This window comes from Psychrobium sp. 1_MG-2023 (assembly GCF_030689115.1).
Taxonomy (GTDB): Bacteria; Pseudomonadota; Gammaproteobacteria; order Enterobacterales; family Psychrobiaceae; genus Psychrobium.
In genome coordinates this window covers 192,226-215,108 of record NZ_JAUYVJ010000002.1, presented here as the reverse complement: position 1 = coordinate 215,108, position 22,883 = coordinate 192,226, and the positions used below count along the sequence as shown (strand labels likewise).

Annotated in this window: 15 protein-coding genes; 8 read left to right on the top strand and 7 right to left on the bottom strand. The window is 41.8% G+C overall.

The genetic code is table 11. The annotated features are described in order from the left end of the window. The 5 genes from ispG (at position 1) to der (ending at position 5,856) form a co-directional block, all read left to right on the top strand. Positions 1-1,110, top strand: coding sequence for a flavodoxin-dependent (E)-4-hydroxy-3-methylbut-2-enyl-diphosphate synthase (gene ispG / locus Q8W26_RS02005; protein WP_101212968.1), 1,110 nt, complete (start codon positions 1-3; stop codon positions 1,108-1,110). 127 nt (positions 1,111-1,237) lie between these two features. Then, a complete protein-coding gene (hisS, locus tag Q8W26_RS02000) occupies positions 1,238-2,509 on the top strand; it encodes a histidine--tRNA ligase (protein WP_101212969.1) in 1,272 nt (423 codons plus the stop codon). Positions 2,510-2,519: 10 nt separating this feature from the next. Further along, positions 2,520-3,131, top strand: a complete 612-nt coding sequence (locus tag Q8W26_RS01995; protein WP_101212970.1) for a tetratricopeptide repeat protein — start codon at positions 2,520-2,522, stop codon at positions 3,129-3,131. Between the two features lie 9 nt (positions 3,132-3,140). Next, positions 3,141-4,319, top strand: coding sequence for an outer membrane protein assembly factor BamB (gene bamB, locus Q8W26_RS01990; protein WP_305472049.1), 1,179 nt, complete (start codon positions 3,141-3,143; stop codon positions 4,317-4,319). A 76-nt stretch (positions 4,320-4,395) separates the two neighbouring features. After that, entirely contained in the window at positions 4,396-5,856 is a 1,461-nt protein-coding gene (gene der, locus Q8W26_RS01985) for a ribosome biogenesis GTPase Der (protein ID WP_101212972.1), read from the top strand. Positions 5,857-5,899: 43 nt separating this feature from the next. Here the strand turns inward: der and Q8W26_RS01980 are convergent, their stop codons facing one another. The 3 genes from Q8W26_RS01980 to Q8W26_RS01970 form a co-directional block, all read right to left on the bottom strand. Next, positions 5,900-8,101, bottom strand: coding sequence for a DUF6351 family protein (locus tag Q8W26_RS01980; RefSeq protein ID WP_101212973.1), 2,202 nt, complete (start codon positions 8,099-8,101; stop codon positions 5,900-5,902). Positions 8,102-8,268: 167 nt separating this feature from the next. Then, entirely contained in the window at positions 8,269-9,861 is a 1,593-nt protein-coding gene (locus Q8W26_RS01975) for an AbgT family transporter (RefSeq protein ID WP_101212974.1), read from the bottom strand. Positions 9,862-10,045: 184 nt separating this feature from the next. Then, positions 10,046-12,886, bottom strand: coding sequence for a pitrilysin family protein (locus Q8W26_RS01970; RefSeq protein WP_101212975.1), 2,841 nt, complete (start codon positions 12,884-12,886; stop codon positions 10,046-10,048). Between the two features lie 437 nt (positions 12,887-13,323). On the opposite strand from Q8W26_RS01970, the gene Q8W26_RS01965 reads away from it, so the two are divergent. Next, positions 13,324-15,576, top strand: coding sequence for a hypothetical protein (locus Q8W26_RS01965; protein WP_101212976.1), 2,253 nt, complete (start codon positions 13,324-13,326; stop codon positions 15,574-15,576). Between the two features lie 208 nt (positions 15,577-15,784). Beyond that, positions 15,785-15,994, top strand: coding sequence for a hypothetical protein (locus tag Q8W26_RS01960; protein ID WP_101212977.1), 210 nt, complete (start codon positions 15,785-15,787; stop codon positions 15,992-15,994). Positions 15,995-16,066: 72 nt separating this feature from the next. Here the strand turns inward: Q8W26_RS01960 and pntB are convergent, their stop codons facing one another. The 4 genes from pntB to asd all read right to left on the bottom strand — a co-directional run bounded on the left by pntB (position 16,067) and on the right by asd (position 22,083). Beyond that, positions 16,067-17,437: a Re/Si-specific NAD(P)(+) transhydrogenase subunit beta gene (pntB, locus tag Q8W26_RS01955; RefSeq protein WP_101212978.1), complete on the bottom strand. Its 1,371-nt coding sequence runs from the start codon at positions 17,435-17,437 to the stop codon at positions 16,067-16,069. Between the two features lie 12 nt (positions 17,438-17,449). Continuing rightward, positions 17,450-19,000 carry a Re/Si-specific NAD(P)(+) transhydrogenase subunit alpha gene (locus Q8W26_RS01950; protein WP_101212979.1) on the bottom strand — a complete coding sequence of 517 codons (1,551 nt, stop codon included), beginning with the start codon at positions 18,998-19,000 and terminating at the stop codon, positions 17,450-17,452. 314 nt (positions 19,001-19,314) lie between these two features. Next, positions 19,315-20,661, bottom strand: a complete 1,347-nt coding sequence (locus Q8W26_RS01945) for a sodium-dependent transporter (protein WP_101212980.1) — start codon at positions 20,659-20,661, stop codon at positions 19,315-19,317. Between the two features lie 312 nt (positions 20,662-20,973). Beyond that, complete coding sequence (gene asd, locus Q8W26_RS01940) at positions 20,974-22,083, bottom strand: aspartate-semialdehyde dehydrogenase (protein WP_101212981.1); 1,110 nt, start codon at positions 22,081-22,083, stop codon at positions 20,974-20,976. Positions 22,084-22,281: 198 nt separating this feature from the next. Between asd and Q8W26_RS01935 the strand changes: the two genes are divergently transcribed. Then, the gene (locus Q8W26_RS01935; RefSeq protein ID WP_101212982.1) at positions 22,282-22,869 is read left to right on the top strand and encodes a FlgO family outer membrane protein; all 588 of its coding nucleotides are present in this window, start codon (positions 22,282-22,284) and stop codon (positions 22,867-22,869) included. Positions 22,870-22,883 lie beyond the last annotated feature (14 nt).

Below are 22,883 nucleotides of genomic sequence, written 5' to 3'. Positions count from 1 at the left end.
ATGCATTCTCAATCCCCAATAGTAAGACGACAATCTACCCGTATTATGGTTGGTAATGTACCCGTTGGTGATGGCGCACCTATCGCAGTTCAGTCAATGACTAATACGTTGACCAGTGACGTGGAAGCAACTGTTGCTCAAATTAAACGTATTGAAGCCGCCGGTGCTGATATTGTTCGAGTCTCTGTTCCTACAATGAATGATGCTGAAGCATTTAAAGTCATTAAAGAGCAAACCTCGATTCCTCTTGTTGCGGATATTCACTTTGATTACCGTATTGCACTCAAAGTGGCCGAGTACGGCGCTGATTGTTTGCGAATTAATCCTGGTAATATTGGCCGTGAAGAGCGAATTCGTTCCGTTGTTGATTGTGCTAGAGACAAAAACATTCCGATTCGAATTGGCGTCAATGGCGGCTCTTTGGAACGCGATATTCAAGAAAAGTATGGTGAGCCAACGGCCGAGGCCTTACTTGAATCTGCGATGCGTCACGTTGATATCCTTGACCGTTTGAACTTCGACCAGTTTAAAGTGTCTGTTAAAGCGTCTGATGTGCATCTTGCCGTTGAATCATACCGCTTGCTTGCAAAGCAGATTGTTCAGCCATTACATCTGGGTATAACTGAAGCAGGAGCGTTCAGAGCGGGTGCAGTAAAATCTGCTGTTGGTTTAGGCATGCTTTTAAATGACGGGATTGGTGATACCCTTCGTGTTTCGTTAGCCGCTGATCCAGTGGAAGAAATTAAAGTTGGCTTTGATATTTTAAAATCACTACGTATCCGCAGCCGAGGTATCAACTTTATTGCTTGCCCAAGTTGTTCTCGTCAAGAGTTTGATGTGATTGCTACCGTGAATGAACTTGAAAACAGGTTAGAAGATGTTGTGAAGCCAATGGATGTGTCAATTATCGGCTGTGTGGTTAATGGCCCTGGTGAAGCATTAGTATCAGATATCGGTTTAGCAGGCGGTAATAAAATGAGTGGTTTCTATCAAGACGGTGTTCGTCAGAAAGAGCGTTTAAAAAACACTGATCTTGTTGATTCACTTGAAGCTAAAATTCGTGCAAAGCTAGCAGCTGAACAAAATAAATTAGATGTAAAAGAACTATAACTCAATAGATTGTAATTACGGTAGCATCAGGCGGCGTAATTTAGCATAATGCTTACAAATTCTCATTGGGCGTTGAATATTAATTAATGTTCAGCGCCGAGACCCATACAAGTTAATAGGTAAAATCGTGGCAAAATTTATCCAAGCCATCCGTGGTATGAACGACTGTCTTCCGCAGCAAACTCCATTATGGCAACTAGCCGAGCAAGCGATCAGGGATACTGTTGCTGCTTATGGTTATAGTGAAATCAGAACTCCAATCGTTGAAAGTACCGACTTATTTAAACGCTCGATTGGTGAAGTTACTGATATTGTTGAAAAAGAAATGTATACGTTTGATGATCGTAATGGTGATAGTTTAACCTTGCGCCCTGAGGGTACTGCATGTTGTGTCCGTGCTGGTAACCAGCATGGGTTATTGTATAACCAAGAGCAACGTTTATGGTATATGGGCCCGATGTTTCGTCATGAACGTCCTCAAAAAGGGCGCTACCGTCAATTTCATCAATTCGGTGTCGAAGTTTATGGTATCGCTGATGCGCAGGCGGATGCTGAAGTTTTATTAATGTCTGCACATCTTTGGAAAAAGTTAGGTATGGCACAGCATGTTCGCTTAGAGTTAAATACTTTAGGGGATAATGATGAACGTGCCAGTTATCGCGATGCCCTGATTGCTTACCTAGAACAGCACAAAGAAGCGCTTGATGAAGACTCATTGCGTCGTATGTACTCTAACCCATTGCGCGTTTTAGACTCTAAAAACCCTCAAGTGCAGGCGATTTTAGTTGATGCACCGAAGCTTTCTGAACACTTGGGCGAAGAAACTAAAGCACATTTTTCAAAATTATGTGAACTGTTAAGCCTAGCTGGTATCGAATACCAAGTTAATGAACGTTTAGTACGAGGTCTAGATTATTACAACCGTACTGTTTTTGAGTGGGTTACAGATAGTCTAGGAGCGCAAGGTACAGTGCTAGCAGGTGGCCGTTATGATGGTTTAGTACAGCAGTTAGGTGGTAAAGCGACACCTGCTGTTGGTTTTGCGATGGGAATTGAGCGTTTAGTGCTCATGCTAGAAGCTCTTGAACTAGTTGATAACGTACCCTCTGCTGTTGATGTTTATGTTTGTGCTATGGGTGACAATGCACAGAGTCAATCAATGCTTATTAGTGAACAGTTACGTCAGCAGCATAGCGGTTTACGTGTCATGAAGCACAACGCTGGCGGTAACTTTAAAAAACAAATGAAAAAAGCCGATCAAAGCGGTGCTAAGATCGTGCTAATTTTCGGTGATGACGAGCTAGAGAATCAGCAAGTTAGTGTTAAATTTTTACGTGAAGATAAACCACAGCTGACGATGTCAATGTCTGATTTATCGACATTATTAGAACAATTATAAGGAGTAGACTGTGGAAATTTACAGCAGCGAAGAACAACAAGAAGAAGCAATTAAACGATTTTTAAAAGAAAATGGCCCAGCATTAGTTATTGGTGCGTTAGTAGGTTTAGGTGGTATATACGGGTGGAATTACTACCAGCAGGCTAAATTAGATACTATTGCAGAGAACTCATTAAGTTTTTCTAAAGTCTCTGACTCGACAGAGATTGTAGCTGAAGGCGAAAAGTTTGTTGCAGAGCATTCTGGAACTCAATATAGCCAACTGACACAATTGTTAATGGTTAAATCATTAGTTGAAAAGAAAGAGTTTGATAAAGCTTCTGCGGTCTTAAAAGAGATTATCGATAGTAGTGTTGAACCTGCTGTTAAGAACATTGCTGTAACGCGTTTAGCACGCATCGAACTTGAACTACAACAATATGATCAGGCGGTAACAACCCTCAATACGATTAAAGACAGTGCTTTTGATGTTCAGAAAAATGAATTGATCGGTGATGCTCTTGTCGCTAAAGGTGATTTAGGCAAGGCTAGAGCCGCTTATCAAGCTGCTGTTGATGCTGCTGGTGCCCAAGCGGCTGCTGAGCTTCAAATGAAACTTAACGACTTAACCCCAGCTGTTTAAGGAGTGATGATGACTAAATGGTCTAAGTTACTAGGTGCTGGTGTTTTAGCTTCAGGTATTTTATCGGGTTGTTCTTCAAACGACGATGAGATAAAAATAGCCCCATTGCCTATTATTAATAGCCAAGTTGAACTAGCTATTGATTGGGAAAGAAGTGTTGGTGATGGTACTGGTGATTACTTTTCAAATCTAGAGCCTGCTGTTGCTTATGGTAAGGTGTTCTCTGCTGATCGATTTGGCTATGTTTCTGCTTTTGATATCGAGTCAGGTAAGGAGTTATGGCAAGCTGAACTGCATGAGGGTTCTGGTTTAATTAGCTCGGGTGTTACCGCTCAACTTTCTGGCGGCATTGTCACAGGTTACGATAAGATTGCTATCGGTGCTGAAAGTGGAATGCTTTATCTGTTAGAACAAGAAACGGGTAAATTAGTCTGGAAAATTCAAACCGATGGTGAAATTCTTTCTAAGCCATTACTTGCTGATAATAAAGTGATTACGGTCATGGCAAACGGTAAAGTCGTTGCTTATGATATCGAAAGCGGCACGGCGGTATGGACCTATCATCAAGATGTTCCAGCACTTACTCTACGTGGAACATCGGGCATTATCGAGAATCAAGGAGCAGCTTTCTTTGGTTTACCTAATGGTAAAGTCAGTGGTGTCTTAATCGAAGATGGCCGTGCTGTATGGGAGTCTGTTGTTACTACAAAAGAGGGTGGCAATGAGCTATCTAGTATTATAGATATTGACTCTACTCCCATGATTCTTGGCGCAACAATGTATGCCGTTGGCTATAATGGTAATCTTGCTGCTATTGACGTTCGTAGCGGTAAAGTGAATTGGAAACGTGCTTACTCGTCGTTCCAAGCAATGACTATTAGCGGTTTTAATCTTTATCTTACAACGGCTAAAGGGCATGTATTTGCTGTTGATCGTCGTTCAGGCTTAGAGTTGTGGAGCCAAATGGGTTTAGAAAACCGTGAGATTACCGCACCAGCAGTATTTGATAGCTACATTGCCGTTGTCGATTTTGAAGGCTACTTACATTTATTGTCAGAAGAAACAGGTGAGTTTGTTGCACAAGAAGAAATTGATGATAGTGGTCACATCGCGACACCTATTGTTAATGATAACCGCCTCTACTTACAATCTAAAGATGGCTTATTGTCTGCTATTTCTATAAAATAGCCGCAATAGAGAAATTAATACCAAAAGCGGTCCGGGATAACATCTATCGGGCCGCTTTTGTCGTTTGGAGAAAAAAATGCTTCCTGTAGTTGCCTTAGTTGGTCGCCCTAATGTTGGTAAATCGACGTTATTCAACCGCCTAACACGCACCCGAGATGCGCTTGTTGCTGATTTTCCTGGCTTAACACGTGATCGTAAATATGGCCAAGCAAAGCTAGGTGGCTATGAATTCTTATTGATTGATACTGGCGGTATTCAAGGTGATGAAGAAGGTATTGATGCTTTAATGGCAGAACAATCTCTTCAAGCAATTGAAGAGGCTGATGTCGTTTTATTCTTAGTTGATGCTCGCGATGGTGTGATGATTGCTGATGAAGCCATTGCTAATCATTTACGTCAGCTTGATAAAACAGTTTATCTTGTTGCTAACAAAACAGACGGTGTCGATATTGACTCGGTAACGGCTGATTTTTATTCATTATCATTAGGCGATATCCACCCAATTGCTGCTGCACATGGCCGTGGTGTTCAAGTGTTAATTGAAACATCGTTACGCCCTTATGCCGAAGAAATGGGCATTAATAGCATTGATGATATTGAAGATGATGAGTTTGAAGAAGAATTAACAGAAGAAACCGCAGAAGCTCAAGCTAAAGCGTTGCAAGACTTGCCGATTAAACTAGCAATCATTGGTCGACCAAATGTGGGTAAATCGACATTAACTAACCGTATCTTAGGTGAAGAACGTGTTGTTGTTTACGATATGCCTGGCACAACCCGCGATAGTATTTATATCCCAATGGAACGCGATGAGCGTGAATACGTATTGATTGACACTGCTGGTGTTCGTCGTCGTAAGAATGTAAATGAAGCGATTGAAAAGTTCTCTATCATTAAAACGCTAAAAGCCATTGAAGATGCTAACGTGGTGTTATTGGTGATTGATGCTCGCGAAGGTATTTCTGATCAAGACTTAAGCTTATTGGGCTACTCATTAAATGCAGGTCGTTCATTGGTTATTGCAGTGAATAAATGGGATGGTTTGGATCTTGATACGAAAGAGCGTATTAAGTCAGAATTAGATCGTCGTTTAGGCTTTGTTGATTTTGCACGTATTCACTTTATTTCTGCGCTTCATGGCAGTGGTGTTGGTAACCTGTTTGAGTCGGTACAAGAAGCATATAACTCGGCAACTAAGCGTACTTCAACGTCGATGCTGACTAAAATTATGCAAATGGCCGTTGATGACCATAACCCGCCGATGTTCCAAGGTCGCCGTGTTAAATTACGTTATGCTCATGCTGGTGGCTATAACCCGCCGGTAATAGTCATTCATGGTAACCAAGTAAAGAAATTAAATGCCGCATATAAGCGCTATTTAATGAACTACTTCCGTCGCACCTTGAAAATTATGGGCACGCCAATCAAAATCGAATTCAGAGATAGCGATAATCCATTTGAAGGGCGTAAAAATAAACTCAGTGTCACTCAACAACGTAAACGTGACCGTTTAGTTAAGTTCCATAAAAAACGCTAAACATGCCATCAAAGCCGCTGCTAAGTCCAGCGGCTTTTTTATTTCATTCCCCTAGGGCTAGCATCGTTAGATTTGTTGGACGCCCGACATCACCTTGGCTGTAATCACAAACACCGTCAGGGAATGCTTCCTCCAATTGTTTCTGGTATTTATTGATAGCAATATCACCATAGACGCTTTGTTTAATTGCGTCGGCAACAGGCTGTAACGAACATTTAAACGTGCTGCCGTCCCATGGTGCACCAGCGGCAATGCGGACGTTAGAATACATCTTAAAGTTCTGACTACATTGCCCTAACGCTTTGTTGTTCCACTCACCATCCCAGACAGCTTTCCCTTGAGCGATGATTTCGCCATTGTCAGCAAAACAACTATCCTCTAGATTGGATGGTTTTGCCTTGGTTGTGGTTAAATTGGGGTTATGTAGTTTAGTCATCAGCCATTGATCAATGACCTTAAAGCCTTTCACTACAGGGTTAAAGTCTTTATGGCTAACCCAGATAATATGATTATCAGCGTGGCCTTGATAGTTAGTGATTCTAGTTCGAGCATTAAAGGAGGCAGACATGTGATGCATATCTAGCTCTTCTTCTAGGTAGTGCCGAATATCAAGGGTTGGGATATTCAGCTTACCAATGAATACCTGACCGGTGTGATAGGCATTCTTCATTGCGCTTATATCTCCTTGATGACGAGGGGCGGGGCCGTTATCAGCTTGCGTGACATTCTTGTTGCCCCATAAACTGAGCCACAGGTGAGTTTTAGTAAAGGGGATCTTTTTAATCCATTCTGGTTGCATTTGTGGTTGGCGAACCCAGCTACCAATATTTTTGTTAAGTGCGATAAATTCATCGATGCTAAGTAAGTTGGCTTTTAGTGCATTTAAACCGTACTGAACGCCAACATTATCCCAAGTAGACGCGCCATAACCTGCAGCAGTTCGGCCATAGACCTCATGCATGTCTTCCCAATAATTCCTGTTAACTTGTTCTACTACTTCTGATGAAAAGTACGAACGCAGAAAGCCTTGTCGTGGGTTGTTGATAAAAGTTGAAAGACCAAACCAACCATTAATGCATTCACTACTCCCTGTTGGCGAACGTGGCCAGCGACCTGAGATTATTTGATTGATTGGCGTGAGGAAGCCTGCTTTTTGTTCAAAATTATTACGAGCATTCATTCCCTCAATTGCTTGGCGTAGTCGCCAATCCTCAAATAATTCCGGTTCGGATGATCTAAAGTCGTAATAGCTATTGAGCAAATCACAATCTAACGCATAAATTGTTTGGCTAACCATATCTGGGTATGAGTAAAGGGGGATGGCAGCGTCAAGTAGGTCAGTACCATTTTGCGCAAGAAGGTATTGTGATAACCCACCACCACTCCCACCGATGCCAACCGTATACATTGGCTTACCATAAAGGGAAATGAAGTGGCGTTTCACTCGCATCGCAGTATCTTCGGCGATTAGCATGTTGTAGGTATAACTGGTTTTGTTTGCGGTTGACGATATTACGGCATAACCGAGTTGTAGTTGTTCTTTACGCTTCTTTAATAAGTGTGGAGCACTTTGCTTCCCTTGGCGAAAGCCTATTCCTGAACCGCCTTGAAATTGGTAAATAAGTCGTTTATTCCAGTGTTGATGTTCCATTCTTGAGCCGTCGCCAGTGGCAAGCATGGCGATAGTGTAAATAAAACGATTAATGGTCCCTTGTTCAACTCGGTATATTTCATTAACGTTTTTATCATCAATAGTAAGCTGATTGATTTGCTGTTGTGCTGGTGGGTTGTCGACGTTATAAGGTTTTAGCTGTTGCTGGTTGTTACGATAAAAGTACTTTAGCTGACTCAATATCGCACAGTCTTTGCTGTAACCAATAATGTGCCGAGTCTTTTTTCCTTGTCGATTGGTAGCGAAGATGGCGACGCCTTGACCGTCGTGATTGTCGACTTGAGGTTGTCCTAACTGTGAGATCTCGCTCATGCAATAAAAAGGGTATTGTTTGGGGCCGGAGTAGAGCGTTTCGCTAGGGCCACTTTGACCTAAAGGGATTGGGAATTGATACCATTCTTGCGGACGCTTGGCCTGACTAATATGTTGTTTGATGGGCAGGAGGTAGCTAGCTTTGTCAGCGATGGCAAGCCCCCGAACTTGTCCCTGAATATAAGGGTCGTCGTCAAAGTGATAAATACTCGCTCCAGTGGTAATTAACATCGCGAGGATAATGAAGATTAATTTTTTCATATTAACTTCCTTTGCTTCGATTAATTAATGTGGTGCTATCTCTATTTTATTTTTTTATACCTTCAGTATAGGAAGACTTCACCATTAGTCGCAAAATAGTTAGTGATTATTAGGCAAAAAAAATCCCCGCTAGTTGCAGGGACTACAGATTATTATTGTGCTATCGGTTACGGGGTGTAATAGATAGGGGAGCCAGGACCTACAGGTAGACCTAATGCAAACACCCAAATATAGAATAAAATAACCCAACCGACGAAGAAGATCATTGAGTACGGCAACATGGTTGCAACCAAGGTACCTATCCCCATATCTTTTTTGTATTTAGTCGCTACAGCAAGGATTAAACCGAAGTAGCTCATCATTGGCGTGATGAGGTTTGTTACCGAATCACCAATACGATAGGCTGCTTGAATCGTCTCTGGGGCGTAACCAATTAACATTAACATTGGGATGAAAATTGGCGCTGTTACCGCCCATTGTGCTGAAGAAGAACCAAGAGTTAAGTTAACTAACGCACACATAAAGATGAATGCTACAAAGATTTCTGGACCCGTTAGGTTAATGGCTTGCAATAATGCAGCACCATTGATCGCTAAAATAGTACCAAGATTAGTCCACTTAAAGAATGCAACGAACTGAGCGGCGAAGAATACTAATACGATATACATCCCCATCGAGCTCATGCTCTTAGACATTGCATCAATGACATCACGATCATTCTTCATCGAGCCAACGACTTTACCGTAAACGAAACCTGGAATACCAAAAGTAACAAAAATGAATACAACGATGCCTTTCAAGAATGGTGAGCCTGACACCCCTCCCGTTTCAGGATTACGTAAAATGCCGTCAGCAGGGACAATAGTTAGCGCAAGTACCGCACAGGTAACTAGAAGAGCGACACCAGCCCATTTGAGGCCTGAACGTTCAATGTCGGTTAGCTGGGTCACTTTTTCTTGACTTAAATCGACACTGGCTTCATCAGGGTTGTACTTACCTAAACGCGGCTCAACAATCTTCTCGGTAACAATGGTACCAAGAGTCGCAATCAAAAATACCGAGATAACCATAAAGTACCAGTTAGCTTCAGGGCCCACCTGGTAGGTTGGGTCAATCATTTGCGCTGCTGGGGTTGTGATACCTGCAAGCAATGGATCGATGGTACCTAACAATAAGTTGGCACTATAACCACCAGAAACACCAGCGAATGCTGCTGCTAAGCCTGCAAGGGGGTGACGACCTAAGCTATGAAAAATCATCGCCGCAAGCGGGATAAGAACAACATAGCCAAGTTCTGATGCGGTATTCGATAAAATAGCAGCAAAAACAACCATAAAAGTAACTAAGCGTTTCGATGCGCCCATGACCATGCCACGCATAGCCGCAGACAATAAACCTGAATGTTCTGCCACGCTTACACCAAGAAGAGCAACAAGTACTGTACCTAACGGTGCAAATCCGGTGAAGTTGGTCACGAGTCCCGTTACAATTTTAGTTAAGCCTTCGGCGCTCATTAAACTAACGACTTCGATAACACCATCAGGATCACGCCCTTTGGCACCTTCTGGGCGCGGGTCAATGGCGCTTAACCCTATCCAGTCAGCAAAGCCACTGAATAACACAATCGCAACACAGAAAGTCGCGAATAACGTGATTGGGTGAGGCAACAGGTTACCTAGAAACTCAACGGTAGCAAGAAAACGGTTGAACCAACCCTTTTGTTGCTCTGGCGCTGAGGATGGAACGGCGTTCGAACTCATGTTAAATACCTACTATGCTAAAAATGCACGCAACATATCACAAATAGACGATGTTGTTCTAGCCCAAAGTCTAATAAGAGTAAGAATAGAGATAAAAATGAGGTTTAGTTTGAATAACAGGCAAAAAGTGGTGTGGATTAAAGCAGAAAGTAGGGCAGCACCTTAACGGTACTGCCCTAAGGGGTTAAGGTGCTGTATAGTCGATTACATCATACCCTAAGGCTTTTAGCTGTGGTTTTAATGTTTTGGCATCGCCAACAATCACTATCGCCATATCATTCACATCAAGGTATTGCTTTGCTAGCTCATTGATTCGTGACTGAGTAATTGTTGAAACAATTTTAGCGCGCTCTTTAACAAAGTCTGCACTTAAGTTATGTTCAAGGATCTGTGCTAAAAAGTTAAGCTTAGCTTGAGGCGTTTCATACTCTAGGGCATCTTGTTGGTTAATTGCGTTACGCATGAAAGTAAGCTCATCAGCAGTAATACCTTGCTGCTGATATTGCGTTAATTCCTTGGTAATCTCTTTTAAAGACGCAATTGTTGCATCTGCGCGTACTGCAGTCGAGACCACCATCGCGCCGCCAAACTTATCACCGTAGAAACTAGACCCCGCACCATAGGTATAACCTTTATCTTCGCGAAGATTAAGGTTTAAGCGCGAATTAAAGTTACCGCCCAGGGCAAAGTTCACCAGACCTAATTGATAAAACTCGCCAGTAATGTCTTGCTTGATACTGCGCTGTCCAACACGAATAGCGGATTGAGTTGCATCGTCTTTATTGACTAAGTACACAGTGTTCTTTGCATAGCTCGGTGCGTTTAAAACCACATTGTTGATTTTGCTTTGGCCTTGCCACTGCTTTAGCTTAGTTAACTTCTGTGATAACGCCGCTTGTGTAAGATCTGATACAGCAATGATCTGAGCGCGTTGAGGGTTGTAGTGTTGTTGGTAAAAAGCGCTAACATCATCAAGTGTTAAGGTCTTTAGTGACGCGGCTGTTCCTTGAGATGGCAGGGCAGCGATCGAACCGTCAAACATGATTGCTCTAAATGCGTTTCGTGCTAGAGCGCCGGCATCTTTTTGACTAAATAAAACACTTTCTAACTGATTTGCACGTACACGAGCAAAGTCTTGCTCGGTAAACGCAGGCTTAAATAGCTTTTCATTAAGCAGAGCAATAGTTGGATCAACATTTTTAGTCAATGTATTCACAAAGACATTGGTGTAGCTATTACCAGCACTAAAAGAGATAGAGCTCCCCAGTTTCTGTAACGCTTTAGCCATGTCCTCTGAAGACGTGTCTAACGTAGACTCATTCATTAAACTTGCGGTTATAGACGCTAAGCCGGCTTTGTTTGAAGATTCTGCGTAATGACCATTTGGAATGCGAATTAAAAGTGACGTCGTAGGCGTTTCATCATTTTCGGTGCCTAGCATGCTCATGCCATTTGAAAAGTCCTCTCTCCAAAACGCAGGAACATCAACGGCTCTATTTTTACCTGCAACAGGCTTAACACTACGGTTAAACGTTAATGGTGTGGTACGTAAATCGAGATCATCGGCTTGAGTGGTTGATTTACCCTCAAGTTTAACAATATCTGCGGCAAAGTTGTCTGCTGCAGCAACAGCGTTTATTTGTCCTTTTGGTACAACGCTGGCAATAACACTTGGCTTATTTTTAACATACTGCTCGAATACACGCATCACGTCCGCTTTGGTCACACTGTTGTATCGTTTGATGTCTTGCTCGATGTAATTTGGGGTACCTGTAAATGTTTGGTAGGCAGCTAGTTGAGCAACCTTCCCTTGTACACTTTGCAAGCCAAAGATAAAACTAGACTCGATAGCCGCTTTTGCTTTAATTAAATCATCATCAGTCACACCGCGTTGTTCAAATTCAGCAATAGTTTGACGTAAAGTGGCTTCTATCTCTGTTAATGATTTACCGCTTGCTGGGTGTGGTAAAGCAAAAATATCAAATGAACATGATAATTCACCACAAGTATGGTTAGTCGATGCTTGGACTGCCATTTGGTTTTTAACGAGGTTTTTATAAACCAATGACGTCTTCCCGCCACCGATAATTGACGCTAATAAGTCCAGTGCAGGCTCATCTTCATGGCGCGCATAAGCGGTCGGAAATGAAAGGTAAACCAAAGGCAGGTGAATGTTATCTTCAAATGAAATATAACGATTCTCGGTTAAGGTAACGGGCTCTTTCGCCAATTTTTCAACGCTTGGGCCCGTTGGAATTTCGGCAAAATATTGTTTCACTAATGTCAGTGTTTCTTTGGTGTCAATATCGCCACCAATGGTAATAGTGGCATTGTTTGGTCCGTACCAATTTAGGAAAAACGCTTTGAGGTCGTTAACATTAACTCGGTTTAAGTCGTCCATGTAGCCAATCGTTGGCCATGAGTATGGGTGACCTTTTGGGTAAAGAGCTTGAGCTACTCGCTCACCTAAACGACCGTAAGGTCGGTTATCGACACGTTGTCCGCGCTCATTTTTTACCGTTTCACGTTGTACTTCGAACTTTTCTTGAGTCACCGCTTTTAATAAAAAGCCCATGCGGTCTGATTCTAGCCACAGCATCTTTTCTAATTGATTAGCAGGTACTGTTTGGTAATAGTTAGTACGATCACGATTAGTTGTACCGTTCATGTTACCACCAGCTTCGGTAACAATTTTAAAGTGCTCATCATCAGCAACGTGTTCTGAACCTTGAAACATCATGTGCTCGAAGAAATGAGCAAAACCTGATTTTCCAAGCTCTTCTCGAGATGAGCCAACATGATAAGTCACATTGACATGGACTAGAGGGTCGGAATTGTCTTGGTGTAAAATCACCGTTAAACCATTATCAAGAACGTACTTTTGGTACGGAATGGTCGTTTTTCCTGTCTGAGCTTTTACTTGTTCGACGAAGGTTAAGCCTGAGACCTCTGCAATAGTGTTGTTTGGAGATTGAGAACAAGCGGTAAGTGCGAGCGCGGCAGCGCTTAAGAGCCATTTTTTCATAGTGACGAGTTATCATATTTTTTAAATTAGAGTAGTAATTTAGCAAAATCTATTAATAAGTACCATCTCGTGGAAGATATTGCCTTGAGCTGTGTGTAAAAAGTTATTTCCGCACAGCGAACAACAGATAGATTAGTGTCAGTTTTTTTTACAAAAAGCTTGTTTAATTATTAGATAGTAAAGGTTACTTGTTGAAAATTAGTCTATTAAAGTCTAGGCCTAATTATTGCTAACTTTCAGTGGGTGCGTCTTTTTTAATAACTTTTAATAACAAAGGTGCAGTTCTTGTCTAGCCTATAATAAGGGGTAATTAAGCTTGTTTAGTCGAATTAAAGCTGATTGGTGTTTCCCTGTATGCTTTTTGAACGTGGTTAAACGTTAGGCTGCCTATGAACTCACATTGATAACCCTTAAATATCATCAGTGAGGAACTTATAATGAATAAGAATAAAAGGTCTGACTGTTATCGTCGCCTTAGTTGGGAACGACTTAGTAAGAAAACTATAACTGTGATGGCTTTAGGACTGTTTTATACAGCACCTATTCAGGCAATCACACCCCTTCAAACTTATTATGTGCCTTTTACCGAAGCTCAAGTCTCTGATGTTCTCTCAACATTACATCCTGAAGCGATTGGTAAAAAGAATCATGCAGTTATTTCTATCTCAATCGGTTATAACGGAACAACCATTCACTATGATCATCATGAAGACTCGTATGAAACTAATTTGCTAAGCCCGCTTAGTTCAACGACTCAAATATGGGGTGATGGCAATGATGCTAATGGTAAGCCACCAGGCTTTGCATCTGATGTATTAAATAGCGGTGATGTCATCATTTTAAACAATGAAATGCCTGTTGATTATTACATCAATGATCCAGCAGCAATTCCACCTAATGTTCCTTATGACCCCTTAGTTTGTGATGGTGATGGCGATGGTGTACAGGAATTTTGTTATGACGGACAGGATAAGTTTGTTACTGATAAACCTGTTGCTGTTACTCGCGTTGGTTGGGTGGGGACTTGGCAAGGTGGTGACATACCAAATCCTGAGCCTGGTACTTTATTGGCCGGTGCTGTGGAAGTTTATCCTACCAGTGAATGGGGCACCTCTTTTGAAGCGCCGCTAGGTGAGCCAAATTCAATGAAAGGTGATGGTACACTGACCTTCCCTGGATTTCCTGAAATGCCAGACCATGATGGTATGTTTGAGTTGGTTTCAAACTCTATTATGGCTACCTCTGATGGAACGGTTCTTCGGTTTGATTTAAATGGTGACGCAGACCCCACTGCAGATCTTGTTACTGAAATAGGTAAGTATGAGCTTGTGGTTACGCTAGATGAAGGTGAGTCTTTTATGCCTCCACTGATCCCTTCAGGTCCAATAACTGATCTTCAAGCATTTTTTCCACTGGGGAGCCGAGTTTATGCAGGGACTGCAACAAGTTTAGAGTCTACTCAACATGTTGTTCAAGTGCATGGCTTTACAGGTGATATCGGGGCTAGGTATGAGTCTCGTTGGGCGGCAATTCTGCCTAAAGAGCGTTGGAGTGATGAATATTTTATGCCAGTGAGTACAAGTAGAAACTCACTTAATAACGATTATGATCCGACGGATGTGTTCCTTTATAACCCAGGGGATTCGAGCCTTTCTGTTTGTTGGCAGACGATGGGGGGAGAACAAACGGTCATCGTAATTGAGCCTAACGAACTTTACCGACAACAAGCGATTACAGACGGAAGCGGTGCTCGCTTCATCAGTTGTGGAGCGACAGCGGGCGAGACGTTCTGGGGGATAGCAACAATAGACTCCGATTGGGATCGAAACCCTGACGGAACTCTTGATGATGAGTTCACCAATGAATCCAGTGACTGGGCGATAGCTCTAGCATCTAAAGAGCAATTATCTACAGAGCTGCTTGTTGGGTTTGCTCCGGGGGTTGACCCTAATCTATGTCAGCCTGGTGCACCATTTGATTGTAGTGGCTTTAGCCCTAGTGGAAGTCCTGTTTGGGTGATGGCTGACGATCTTATTAATAACACGACAGTGTCAATTGATTACGATGGGGACTCGATTGTTGATCACACAATCGTGTTGACGCCGTTAGAACGCGCTAAGGTGTTTGATCCATCAGATAACGATATGACAGGAGCAAGGCTGTTTACGACTAATGGGACTAAACTAACAGCAGCGTGGGGACAAGACCCTGCTAATTCAGAGCCTGCTTTTTCATACTTTGATGTTGGTACTACGATTCCGGGCTTACCGATGTTTACTGAAGAAGGAGGTGGCGAAGGTTGTACCCCTGGTTATTGGAAGCAGAGACACCACTTTGGTTCATGGGCCTCTCCTTATGTGCCTACGATGGCCTTTGAAGACGCGTTTAGTAATAATGTCTTTGGAGATATGACCTTACTTGAGGTGTTAAAACAAGGTGGTGGTGGCATTAAAGCACTAGGTAGACATAGTGTTGCTGCGCTCCTTAATGCTGCTGCGAGTTCTGTTTCATACGATCTTAATGTCGCACAAGTGATTAGTGGCTTTAATACCGCCACTGATACCGAGGCTCAAAAAAATATTTTTGAAAAATTTAATGAGTTAGGTTGTCCGCTTGGACGAAGCTCAGTTGAAGAGTCGGGGATAGCTAGTTCGTCAACACCAAAGAAAGGTAAAGCAAAACATAGGTAAATTTTCTGAGCGAATATTAAGAGACAAATATTAACTTTTAATGTTCGCTACTTTTTTTATGGGCTGTTTTAGAACTTTGTAAGGGAAGCGAGCTCATCCCTTAGTTTTAGTAAATCAAAACCCTTTATAATCCTTTTTAATAGTTTCTTTTGCCAACGATAGTGCTTTATAATTACGCTTTTAATTAATCTATTGATTTGGATCAAAAATGAGCGAAAGAACAGCGGAAAATAAAAAGAGTGAATTGACCTTGGCGTTAGTTTTAATTGTGGTAGTTGCAATGTTAGGTGTGCCTTTTGCCCTATCGTTGTTCCGTGAAAGCTCAGTGCTAGTGGCTGGTCTGCTACAAGCAACCCCGTTTGTACTTATTGGTAGTGCGATTGCAAGTATGCTTTATGTTCGTAAGAACGATAAATAATTTTATATTTATTATTCTTAAGATAAAAAAAGGAGCTCGAATTGAGCTCCTTTTTTGTTATCTAATCATTGGTTAGATAGCTTTTAAGATATCTTCAACACTCTCTTTGGCATCACCAAATAGCATTTGTGTATTATCTTTAAAGAATAATGGGTTTTGAACACCAGCATAACCTGTTGCCATACCACGCTTAAATACAATAACGTTTTTAGCATTCCAAACTTCTAAGATTGGCATACCAGCAATTGGGCTACCTGGCTCTTTAGCAGCAGGGTTTACTGTATCGTTAGCACCAATAACTAATACGGTGTCTGTATCACTGAAATCTTCATTGATTTCATCCATTTCTAGTACGATGTCATATGGCACTTTTGCTTCAGCCAATAATACGTTCATGTGACCCGGTAAACGGCCTGCAACAGGGTGAATACCAAAGCGAACATCAATGCCTTTAGCTCGCAATTTCTGGGTGATTTCAAACACTGGGTATTGTGCTTGAGCAACGGCCATGCCGTAACCTGGAGTAATGATGACACGTTGAGATGATGTTAATAAGTCAGCCACTTCAACGGCCGTAGTGGCAACGTGTTCACCTTGCTCTTCATCACCCGTTGCTACGACATCGCTACCAAAACCACCAGCAATTACTGAGATAAATGAACGGTTCATTGCACGACACATAATGTAACTTAAGATTGCGCCAGATGAGCCAACTAAGGCACCTGTTACAATTAATAAGTCATTTGATAGCATGAAACCTGCCGCTGCTGCTGCCCAACCTGAATAAGAGTTAAGCATTGATACAACCACTGGCATATCAGCACCACCGATTGAAGCAACTAAGTGGTAGCCAAAAATAAAGGCAATTAATGTCATTACAATTAACGCACCTGTAGAGCCGCCTGCATTAACAAAGCTTACTAACAGGTAGCCTGACACTAATAAAGCCGCCAAGTTCATCTTATGACGATGAGGTAGCGCTAGCGCAGCTGAGTTAATTAAACCGCGTAACTTAGCAAAAGCAACAATGGAGCCCGTAAAGGTCACAGCACCGATAAATACCCCTAAAAACACTTCAACTAAGTGAATGTTTTTCATTGCACCCGTTAGTGCAGGGTGATCGATATAGCTATTATAACCAACCAATACTGCAGCTAGACCCACGAAGCTATGTAAAATAGCGACAAGCTCAGGCATTTCAGTCATTTCGACTTTTTTTGCTAACTTAACACCAATGGTTGCACCAATTGCCATCGCAATTAGAATGAAAATAACTCCACCAACACTTGGGTTTAAGATAGTTGCGATAAGTGCAATTGCCATACCTGCAACACCGCTATAACAGCCATTTTGCGCTGTTTCTTGTTTTGATAAACCTGCCAAACTCATTATAAAGAGAACGGCCGCTACAATATATGCAGCACTTACTAATCCTTCCGACATGAGAGTTCCCCTTTATTTTCTAAACATTTTTAACATGCGTTGTGTGACATAGAAGCCACCAACAATATTAATGGTAGCGATTAATGTCGCAATTAACGCTAGTATGGTAACTAGTACACTATCAGTACCGACTTGGAGTAGAGCACCGACAACGATGATGCCTGAAATGGCGTTTGTTACGCTCATTAATGGCGTATGTAGAGAGTGACTTACATTCCAAACAACGTAGTAACCGATCACACAAGCTAAAACAAAGACGGTAAAGTGAGCTAAAAATTCAGGTGGCGCATAGGAAGCGATAGCACCAAAACCTGCTAAACCTGCTGCAAACAAACCAAGTTTTACCTCTTTTGGCATTTCTTGTTTTTCAGGTTCAGCAGGAATATCGTTTGCCGCTTCTTTAACAGGAGTTACGCTAACTTTAATTGGCGGAGCTGGCCAAGTGATTTCTCCAGATTTAACGACCGTTACGCCACGTACCACTTCATCTTCAAAGTCGATAGTTACTTCACCGTCTTTTTCTGGCGCTAAAAGCTTTAGAAGATTAACTAAGTTCGTACCGTAAAGTTGTGACGCTTGAACAGGCAAGCGGCCAGGTAAATCAGTATAGCCAAGTACTTTTACGTCATTCTCAGTGACAAAAAGCTCACCTGTTTGACAGTATTCACAGTTACCACCGTTTGCGGCGGCTAAATCAACAATAACACTACCAGGCTTCATTGAATCTACCATTTCTTTGGTGATCAGTTTCGGTGCTGGCTTACCCGGAATAAGGGCGGTAGTGATAATAATATCAACATCTTTAGCTTGCTCGGCAAATAAAGCCATTTCTGCTTCGATGAATTCTTTACTCATGGTTTTTGCGTAGCCATCACCAGAGCCTGACTCTTCTTCAAAGTCTAGCTCTAAGAACTCTGCCCCCATTGAGTTAATTTGCTCTTTAACTTCAGGACGAGTATCGAAAGCACGAACAATTGCGCCTAAGCTACCAGCTGCACCGATAGCAGCAAGACCCGCTACACCCGCACCGATAACTAGAACTTTAGCTGGTGGTACTTTACCTGCGGCAGTAATTTGTCCAGTAAAGAAGCGACCGAATTGATTTGCTGCTTCAATAACCGCTCGGTAACCACCAATATTTGCCATTGAACTTAATGCATCAAGTGATTGCGAACGAGACATACGTGGTACGCAGTCCATTGCCATTACATTAATGTTTCGGCTACTTAGCTTCTCCATTAAAGTGTCATTTTGTGCAGGCCAAATAAAGCTAATTAGGGTAGCTTGGTCTTTTAATAACGCTACTTCGTCAGTCGTGTTATCTTCGCCTGTGGTTGGTGCGTTGACTTTCAATACAACATCACTAGCAAAAACCTGTGCTGCATCCTCACCAATCGTTGCGCCTGCGTCAATAAAGGCCTGGTCGTTAAAGCTTGCTGCTTTACCTGCGCCAGACTCTATTATGACATCAAATCCCAGTTTTTTTAGCTGAGATACCGTTTGAGGTGTTGCGGCAACACGCGTTTCCCCCAGAAGGTTTTCTTTTGGTACGCCGATAAACATAGTGCTTCCTTTAATAAATAAAAAGTTACAAATTTAAATGGATAGATTGTTTTTCATACTACCGTTTAAATTTTAAATGTTAACAATTTTTTAACTGAATAATGATAATGAGAATGGTGAATATTTTATATGCTACCAACAGGCCGTTTATTCCTATACTTAATGATGGCATAAGTATGATACCTGCTGATGATAGATTAATTACTTATTTGTTATGTTGATTTGACAAGGCTGCCGAGGGGGATATAAATGAGAGTGTATGTACTTTTGAACACAGCAGCAAGTGTTGCTACTGTGTTCATTAGTCGGCATTTTTATAATGAATGAATAAAGACAATTGCAATGGCAGTCGGACAGACTAATTTAGTGTACCAAGGCCAGATCTTCCAAAAAAGTTGATGTTCAATTTGTTCATTGCCCGCTTTTAGTTCCTCTAATAATGAAGAACGATGCCAAACCCAACCGACAAAAATACAGCAGAACATACCGATGATAGGTTGACCGTATTGGGTCGTTAGGGCAATGACAAAACCAAACAATGTTGAGAAGTTAAAGATGATTAAACAACTGGTGGCAAAGATTAAACTGCCGATAACGATAGTGGCTTTATTACGCTCAATGTTAAAGCGCTCAACAGTATAAGACACTGGGGCTTCAAGCATCGAAATCGATGAAGTTAATGAGGCGATCGACATTAAAGAGAAAAAAGCGAAGCCGACAAAAACGCCAATACTACCCATACCATCAAACAAAGCCGGTAAAACAGTTAGCACGAGCGTATCACCTGATTTTAAGCTGCCGTCTGCGGAAAATATTTCAACCCCTTGTGCGGCAGCTACGTACATTGCAGGAATAATTAACAGGCCTGCGAGGAAAGCAATAAATACATCAATTAAAGTGACCGAGGCACTTAAGGATACGAGATTCTCATTTCGAGCAACATATGAGCCGTAGATAATGATCACACTAGTGCCTAGAGATAGAGAGAAAAAGGCTTGTCCAAGCGCACTAACAATAAGATCAGGCTCAAAGAGACGGCTAATATCTGGAATCAAGTAAGCCTTTAGGCCGTCAGTTGCGCCGTCTAACGTAAGGACATATACGGTCAATGATACTAACAGGGCAACTAATGCTGGCATTAAACGCTTTGACCAACGCTCAATACCATTTTCAACACCTCGGCTGATGATGTAAACGGTCAGTACAGTAAAAACAAGAGTAAAAATAATATTACGAGAAGTACTTTGACTCGTAAGCCAATCCGATGCGGCATTTGCACCGACAGCCGTTGTTATAGGCTCTGCGGTGAAGGCTAGCATCCAACCGGCGACAATGGAGTAAAAACTCATCAGTAATGCAGCACATAAGATACCACCAAAGCCAACAATGAAGGCGAAACGCTTTTGCATTGCGGTGGTCGAAATTTTTCGTAAAGACTCAACGGCATTTGCTTGGCCGTGACGGCCAATAATTAATTCCGCCATAAAAGCTGGATAGGCCAGACAGAATGCGAGTACTAAGTACATTAATACAAATGCTGCACCACCATTGCCTGCTGCTTGTGTTGGGAATCCCCAAATATTACCTAAGCCGACAGCACTGCCAGCGGCGGCTAAAATAAAGCCGATGCGGGAATTAAACTTACCTCTGGTTGAACTCATAATTTTTTCTTCTTATTGTTGATTTAAATCACGATGTCATTAATTTACGCAAAACCAATGAAAAAACAAAGCCACAAACCTGATTAAAAGTAAAAAATAGTATCAAATGTTATTAATTTTTACAGTTGTATCTGTTTTGTTGTTTGAGTTTATCAATTAATTTGGTGGTTGTGGTTGTCTTTATCGTAAAAGTTGAACTGGTTGCCTGTTTTGTAGGCGTTGGCAGGCAATAAAAAAGTCAGCTAGGAATCGCTGACTTTTAGAGGTGATTATTATGTTTTATTTTTGTTAACTATTTATTCGATCAATATATTAGTCGATCAATATACGTAACATGCGTCGAAGTGGCTCAGCTGCTCCCCACAATAACTGATCGCCCACAGTAAATGCGCTGATGTATTCAGGCCCCATGGTCAATTTACGCACGCGACCAATAGGCACGGTAAGCGTACCATTAACTTTAGCCGGCGTTAGCTCTTGCATACTCAATTCACGATCGTTAGGAACGACTTTTACCCACTCGTTGTGCGCGGCTAATTTAGCTTCAATCTCTTCTACTGAGATGTCTTGCTTTAACTTAATCGTTAATGCTTGGCTGTGACAACGCATGGCACCAACGCGTACACATAACCCATCAATTGGGGTCGGCGCAGTTTCTGTCCCTAAAATCTTATTTGCTTCAGCTTGTGCTTTGTACTCTTCTCGACTCTGACCTGAAGGAAGCTGCGTATCAATCCATGGGATTAAGCTACCTGCTAGTGGCACGCCGAATTGATCGGTATTAAGCTCACCACTACGGATAAACGCAGATACCTTTGCATCAATATCAAGAATTGCTGAGCTAGGCGAGTCTAACTCTTCACTCACTTCATCTCTAATTGCACCCATCTGGTTTAATAGTTCACGCATATGGCGTGCACCGCCACCAGAAGCTGCTTGGTAAGTCATTGGGCTAACCCATTCAATTAAGTCTTCAGCAAATAAACCACCTAATGCTAATAGCATCAATGAAACAGTACAGTTGCCACCAACAAACGTTTTAACGCCATCTTTGATGCCTTGATCGATCACGTCACGATTAACTGGGTCTAATACGATAATACTGTCATCTTCCATACGTAATGATGAGGCAGCATCGATCCAGTAACCAGCCCAACCCGCTTCACGTAACTTAGGGTAAACGTCTTTGGTGTAATCGCCACCTTGACAGCTAATAATAATGTCTTGTTTAGAAAGGGTGGTAATATCAAAAGCATCTTGTAAAGTGGTTACCGGTTTACCAATATCTGGACCCGCTTGACCTGTTTGAGAGGTGCTAAAAAACACTGGCTCAATGTGGTTAAAATCATTTTCATTTTGCATGCGTTCCATAAGCACTGAGCCTACCATGCCACGCCAACCAACAAGACCTACTTTTTTCATTGTTTCCAATCTTCCTATTAACTTTAATACAGTTGAAAGATGAGACTACCTTATCTATTGCTAAAACGTTAGTAGTTTTTGTTGTTAGTTAGACCAAAGTTAATTGCGGTGATGGACTAAGCATATAAGCTGTAAAAGCCTTTATGGCATAAATAATGCTTTATATTTTCCATTAATGATAACTTAAGTGAGATTTCAATGAGGGTTAACCATTTTATCTTAGTCTTAGGCTGTTTTTTTGTATTTGGTTGTCAATCTTTTGACCCACAGACACATCAGGCAGTTAAGCAAGATCAACGGGCGGCATATTTTGACGCCCAAGTGACGAAGATAGCCGATAACTTGATTGCGATGGATACTTATCAATATCGTGAAAAGGCGTCGATTGTGACGACTTTTGTCCGATTAGACTCATTACGCTTTAAAAAAATGCCGTACCATGGTTTAGAGCTATTGGGCCATCAAGTGGCACAAGGCTTGACAACTAAACTTGTTGAACGTGGTGCTATAGTGGCTGAGCACCTTGCGGGGACTTCGGTGGCAGTTTCTAAAAATGCATCGTACTTTTTAAGTCGAGACGTTAAAAAACTGAATGGTGACATCCAGGCTCAATATGTTATTTCTGGAACTATGAGTCAAATGGAGCAGGGAATTGTGTTTAATATTGAAGTGATTGACTTAGATAACCAGCAAATTGTTAGTGCCACAGATAAATACTTCTCGATCGAGCAGCTAATAGAGCAGGGACAAGCCACTAAAATGAAGAACGGTTATATTTTTAGGTAAATTGGACGCAACAG

Bases quoted from the DNA above. Each gene is read 5' to 3' on its own strand.
- ispG (WP_101212968.1), top strand. From the start codon at position 1: ATGCATTCTCAATCCCCAATAGTAAGACGACAATCTACCCGTATTATG.
- bamB (WP_305472049.1), top strand. From the start codon at position 3,141: ATGACTAAATGGTCTAAGTTACTAGGTGCTGGTGTTTTAGCTTCAGGT.
- der (WP_101212972.1), top strand. From the start codon at position 4,396: ATGCTTCCTGTAGTTGCCTTAGTTGGTCGCCCTAATGTTGGTAAATCG.
- Q8W26_RS01980 (WP_101212973.1), bottom strand. From the start codon at position 8,101: ATGAAAAAATTAATCTTCATTATCCTCGCGATGTTAATTACCACTGGA.
- Q8W26_RS01975 (WP_101212974.1), bottom strand. From the start codon at position 9,861: ATGAGTTCGAACGCCGTTCCATCCTCAGCGCCAGAGCAACAAAAGGGT.
- Q8W26_RS01970 (WP_101212975.1), bottom strand. From the start codon at position 12,886: ATGAAAAAATGGCTCTTAAGCGCTGCCGCGCTCGCACTTACCGCTTGT.
- Q8W26_RS01965 (WP_101212976.1), top strand. From the start codon at position 13,324: ATGAATAAGAATAAAAGGTCTGACTGTTATCGTCGCCTTAGTTGGGAA.
- Q8W26_RS01960 (WP_101212977.1), top strand. From the start codon at position 15,785: ATGAGCGAAAGAACAGCGGAAAATAAAAAGAGTGAATTGACCTTGGCG.
- pntB (WP_101212978.1), bottom strand. From the start codon at position 17,437: ATGTCGGAAGGATTAGTAAGTGCTGCATATATTGTAGCGGCCGTTCTC.
- Q8W26_RS01950 (WP_101212979.1), bottom strand. From the start codon at position 19,000: ATGTTTATCGGCGTACCAAAAGAAAACCTTCTGGGGGAAACGCGTGTT.
- Q8W26_RS01945 (WP_101212980.1), bottom strand. From the start codon at position 20,661: ATGAGTTCAACCAGAGGTAAGTTTAATTCCCGCATCGGCTTTATTTTA.
- asd (WP_101212981.1), bottom strand. From the start codon at position 22,083: ATGAAAAAAGTAGGTCTTGTTGGTTGGCGTGGCATGGTAGGCTCAGTG.
- Q8W26_RS01935 (WP_101212982.1), top strand. From the start codon at position 22,282: ATGAGGGTTAACCATTTTATCTTAGTCTTAGGCTGTTTTTTTGTATTT.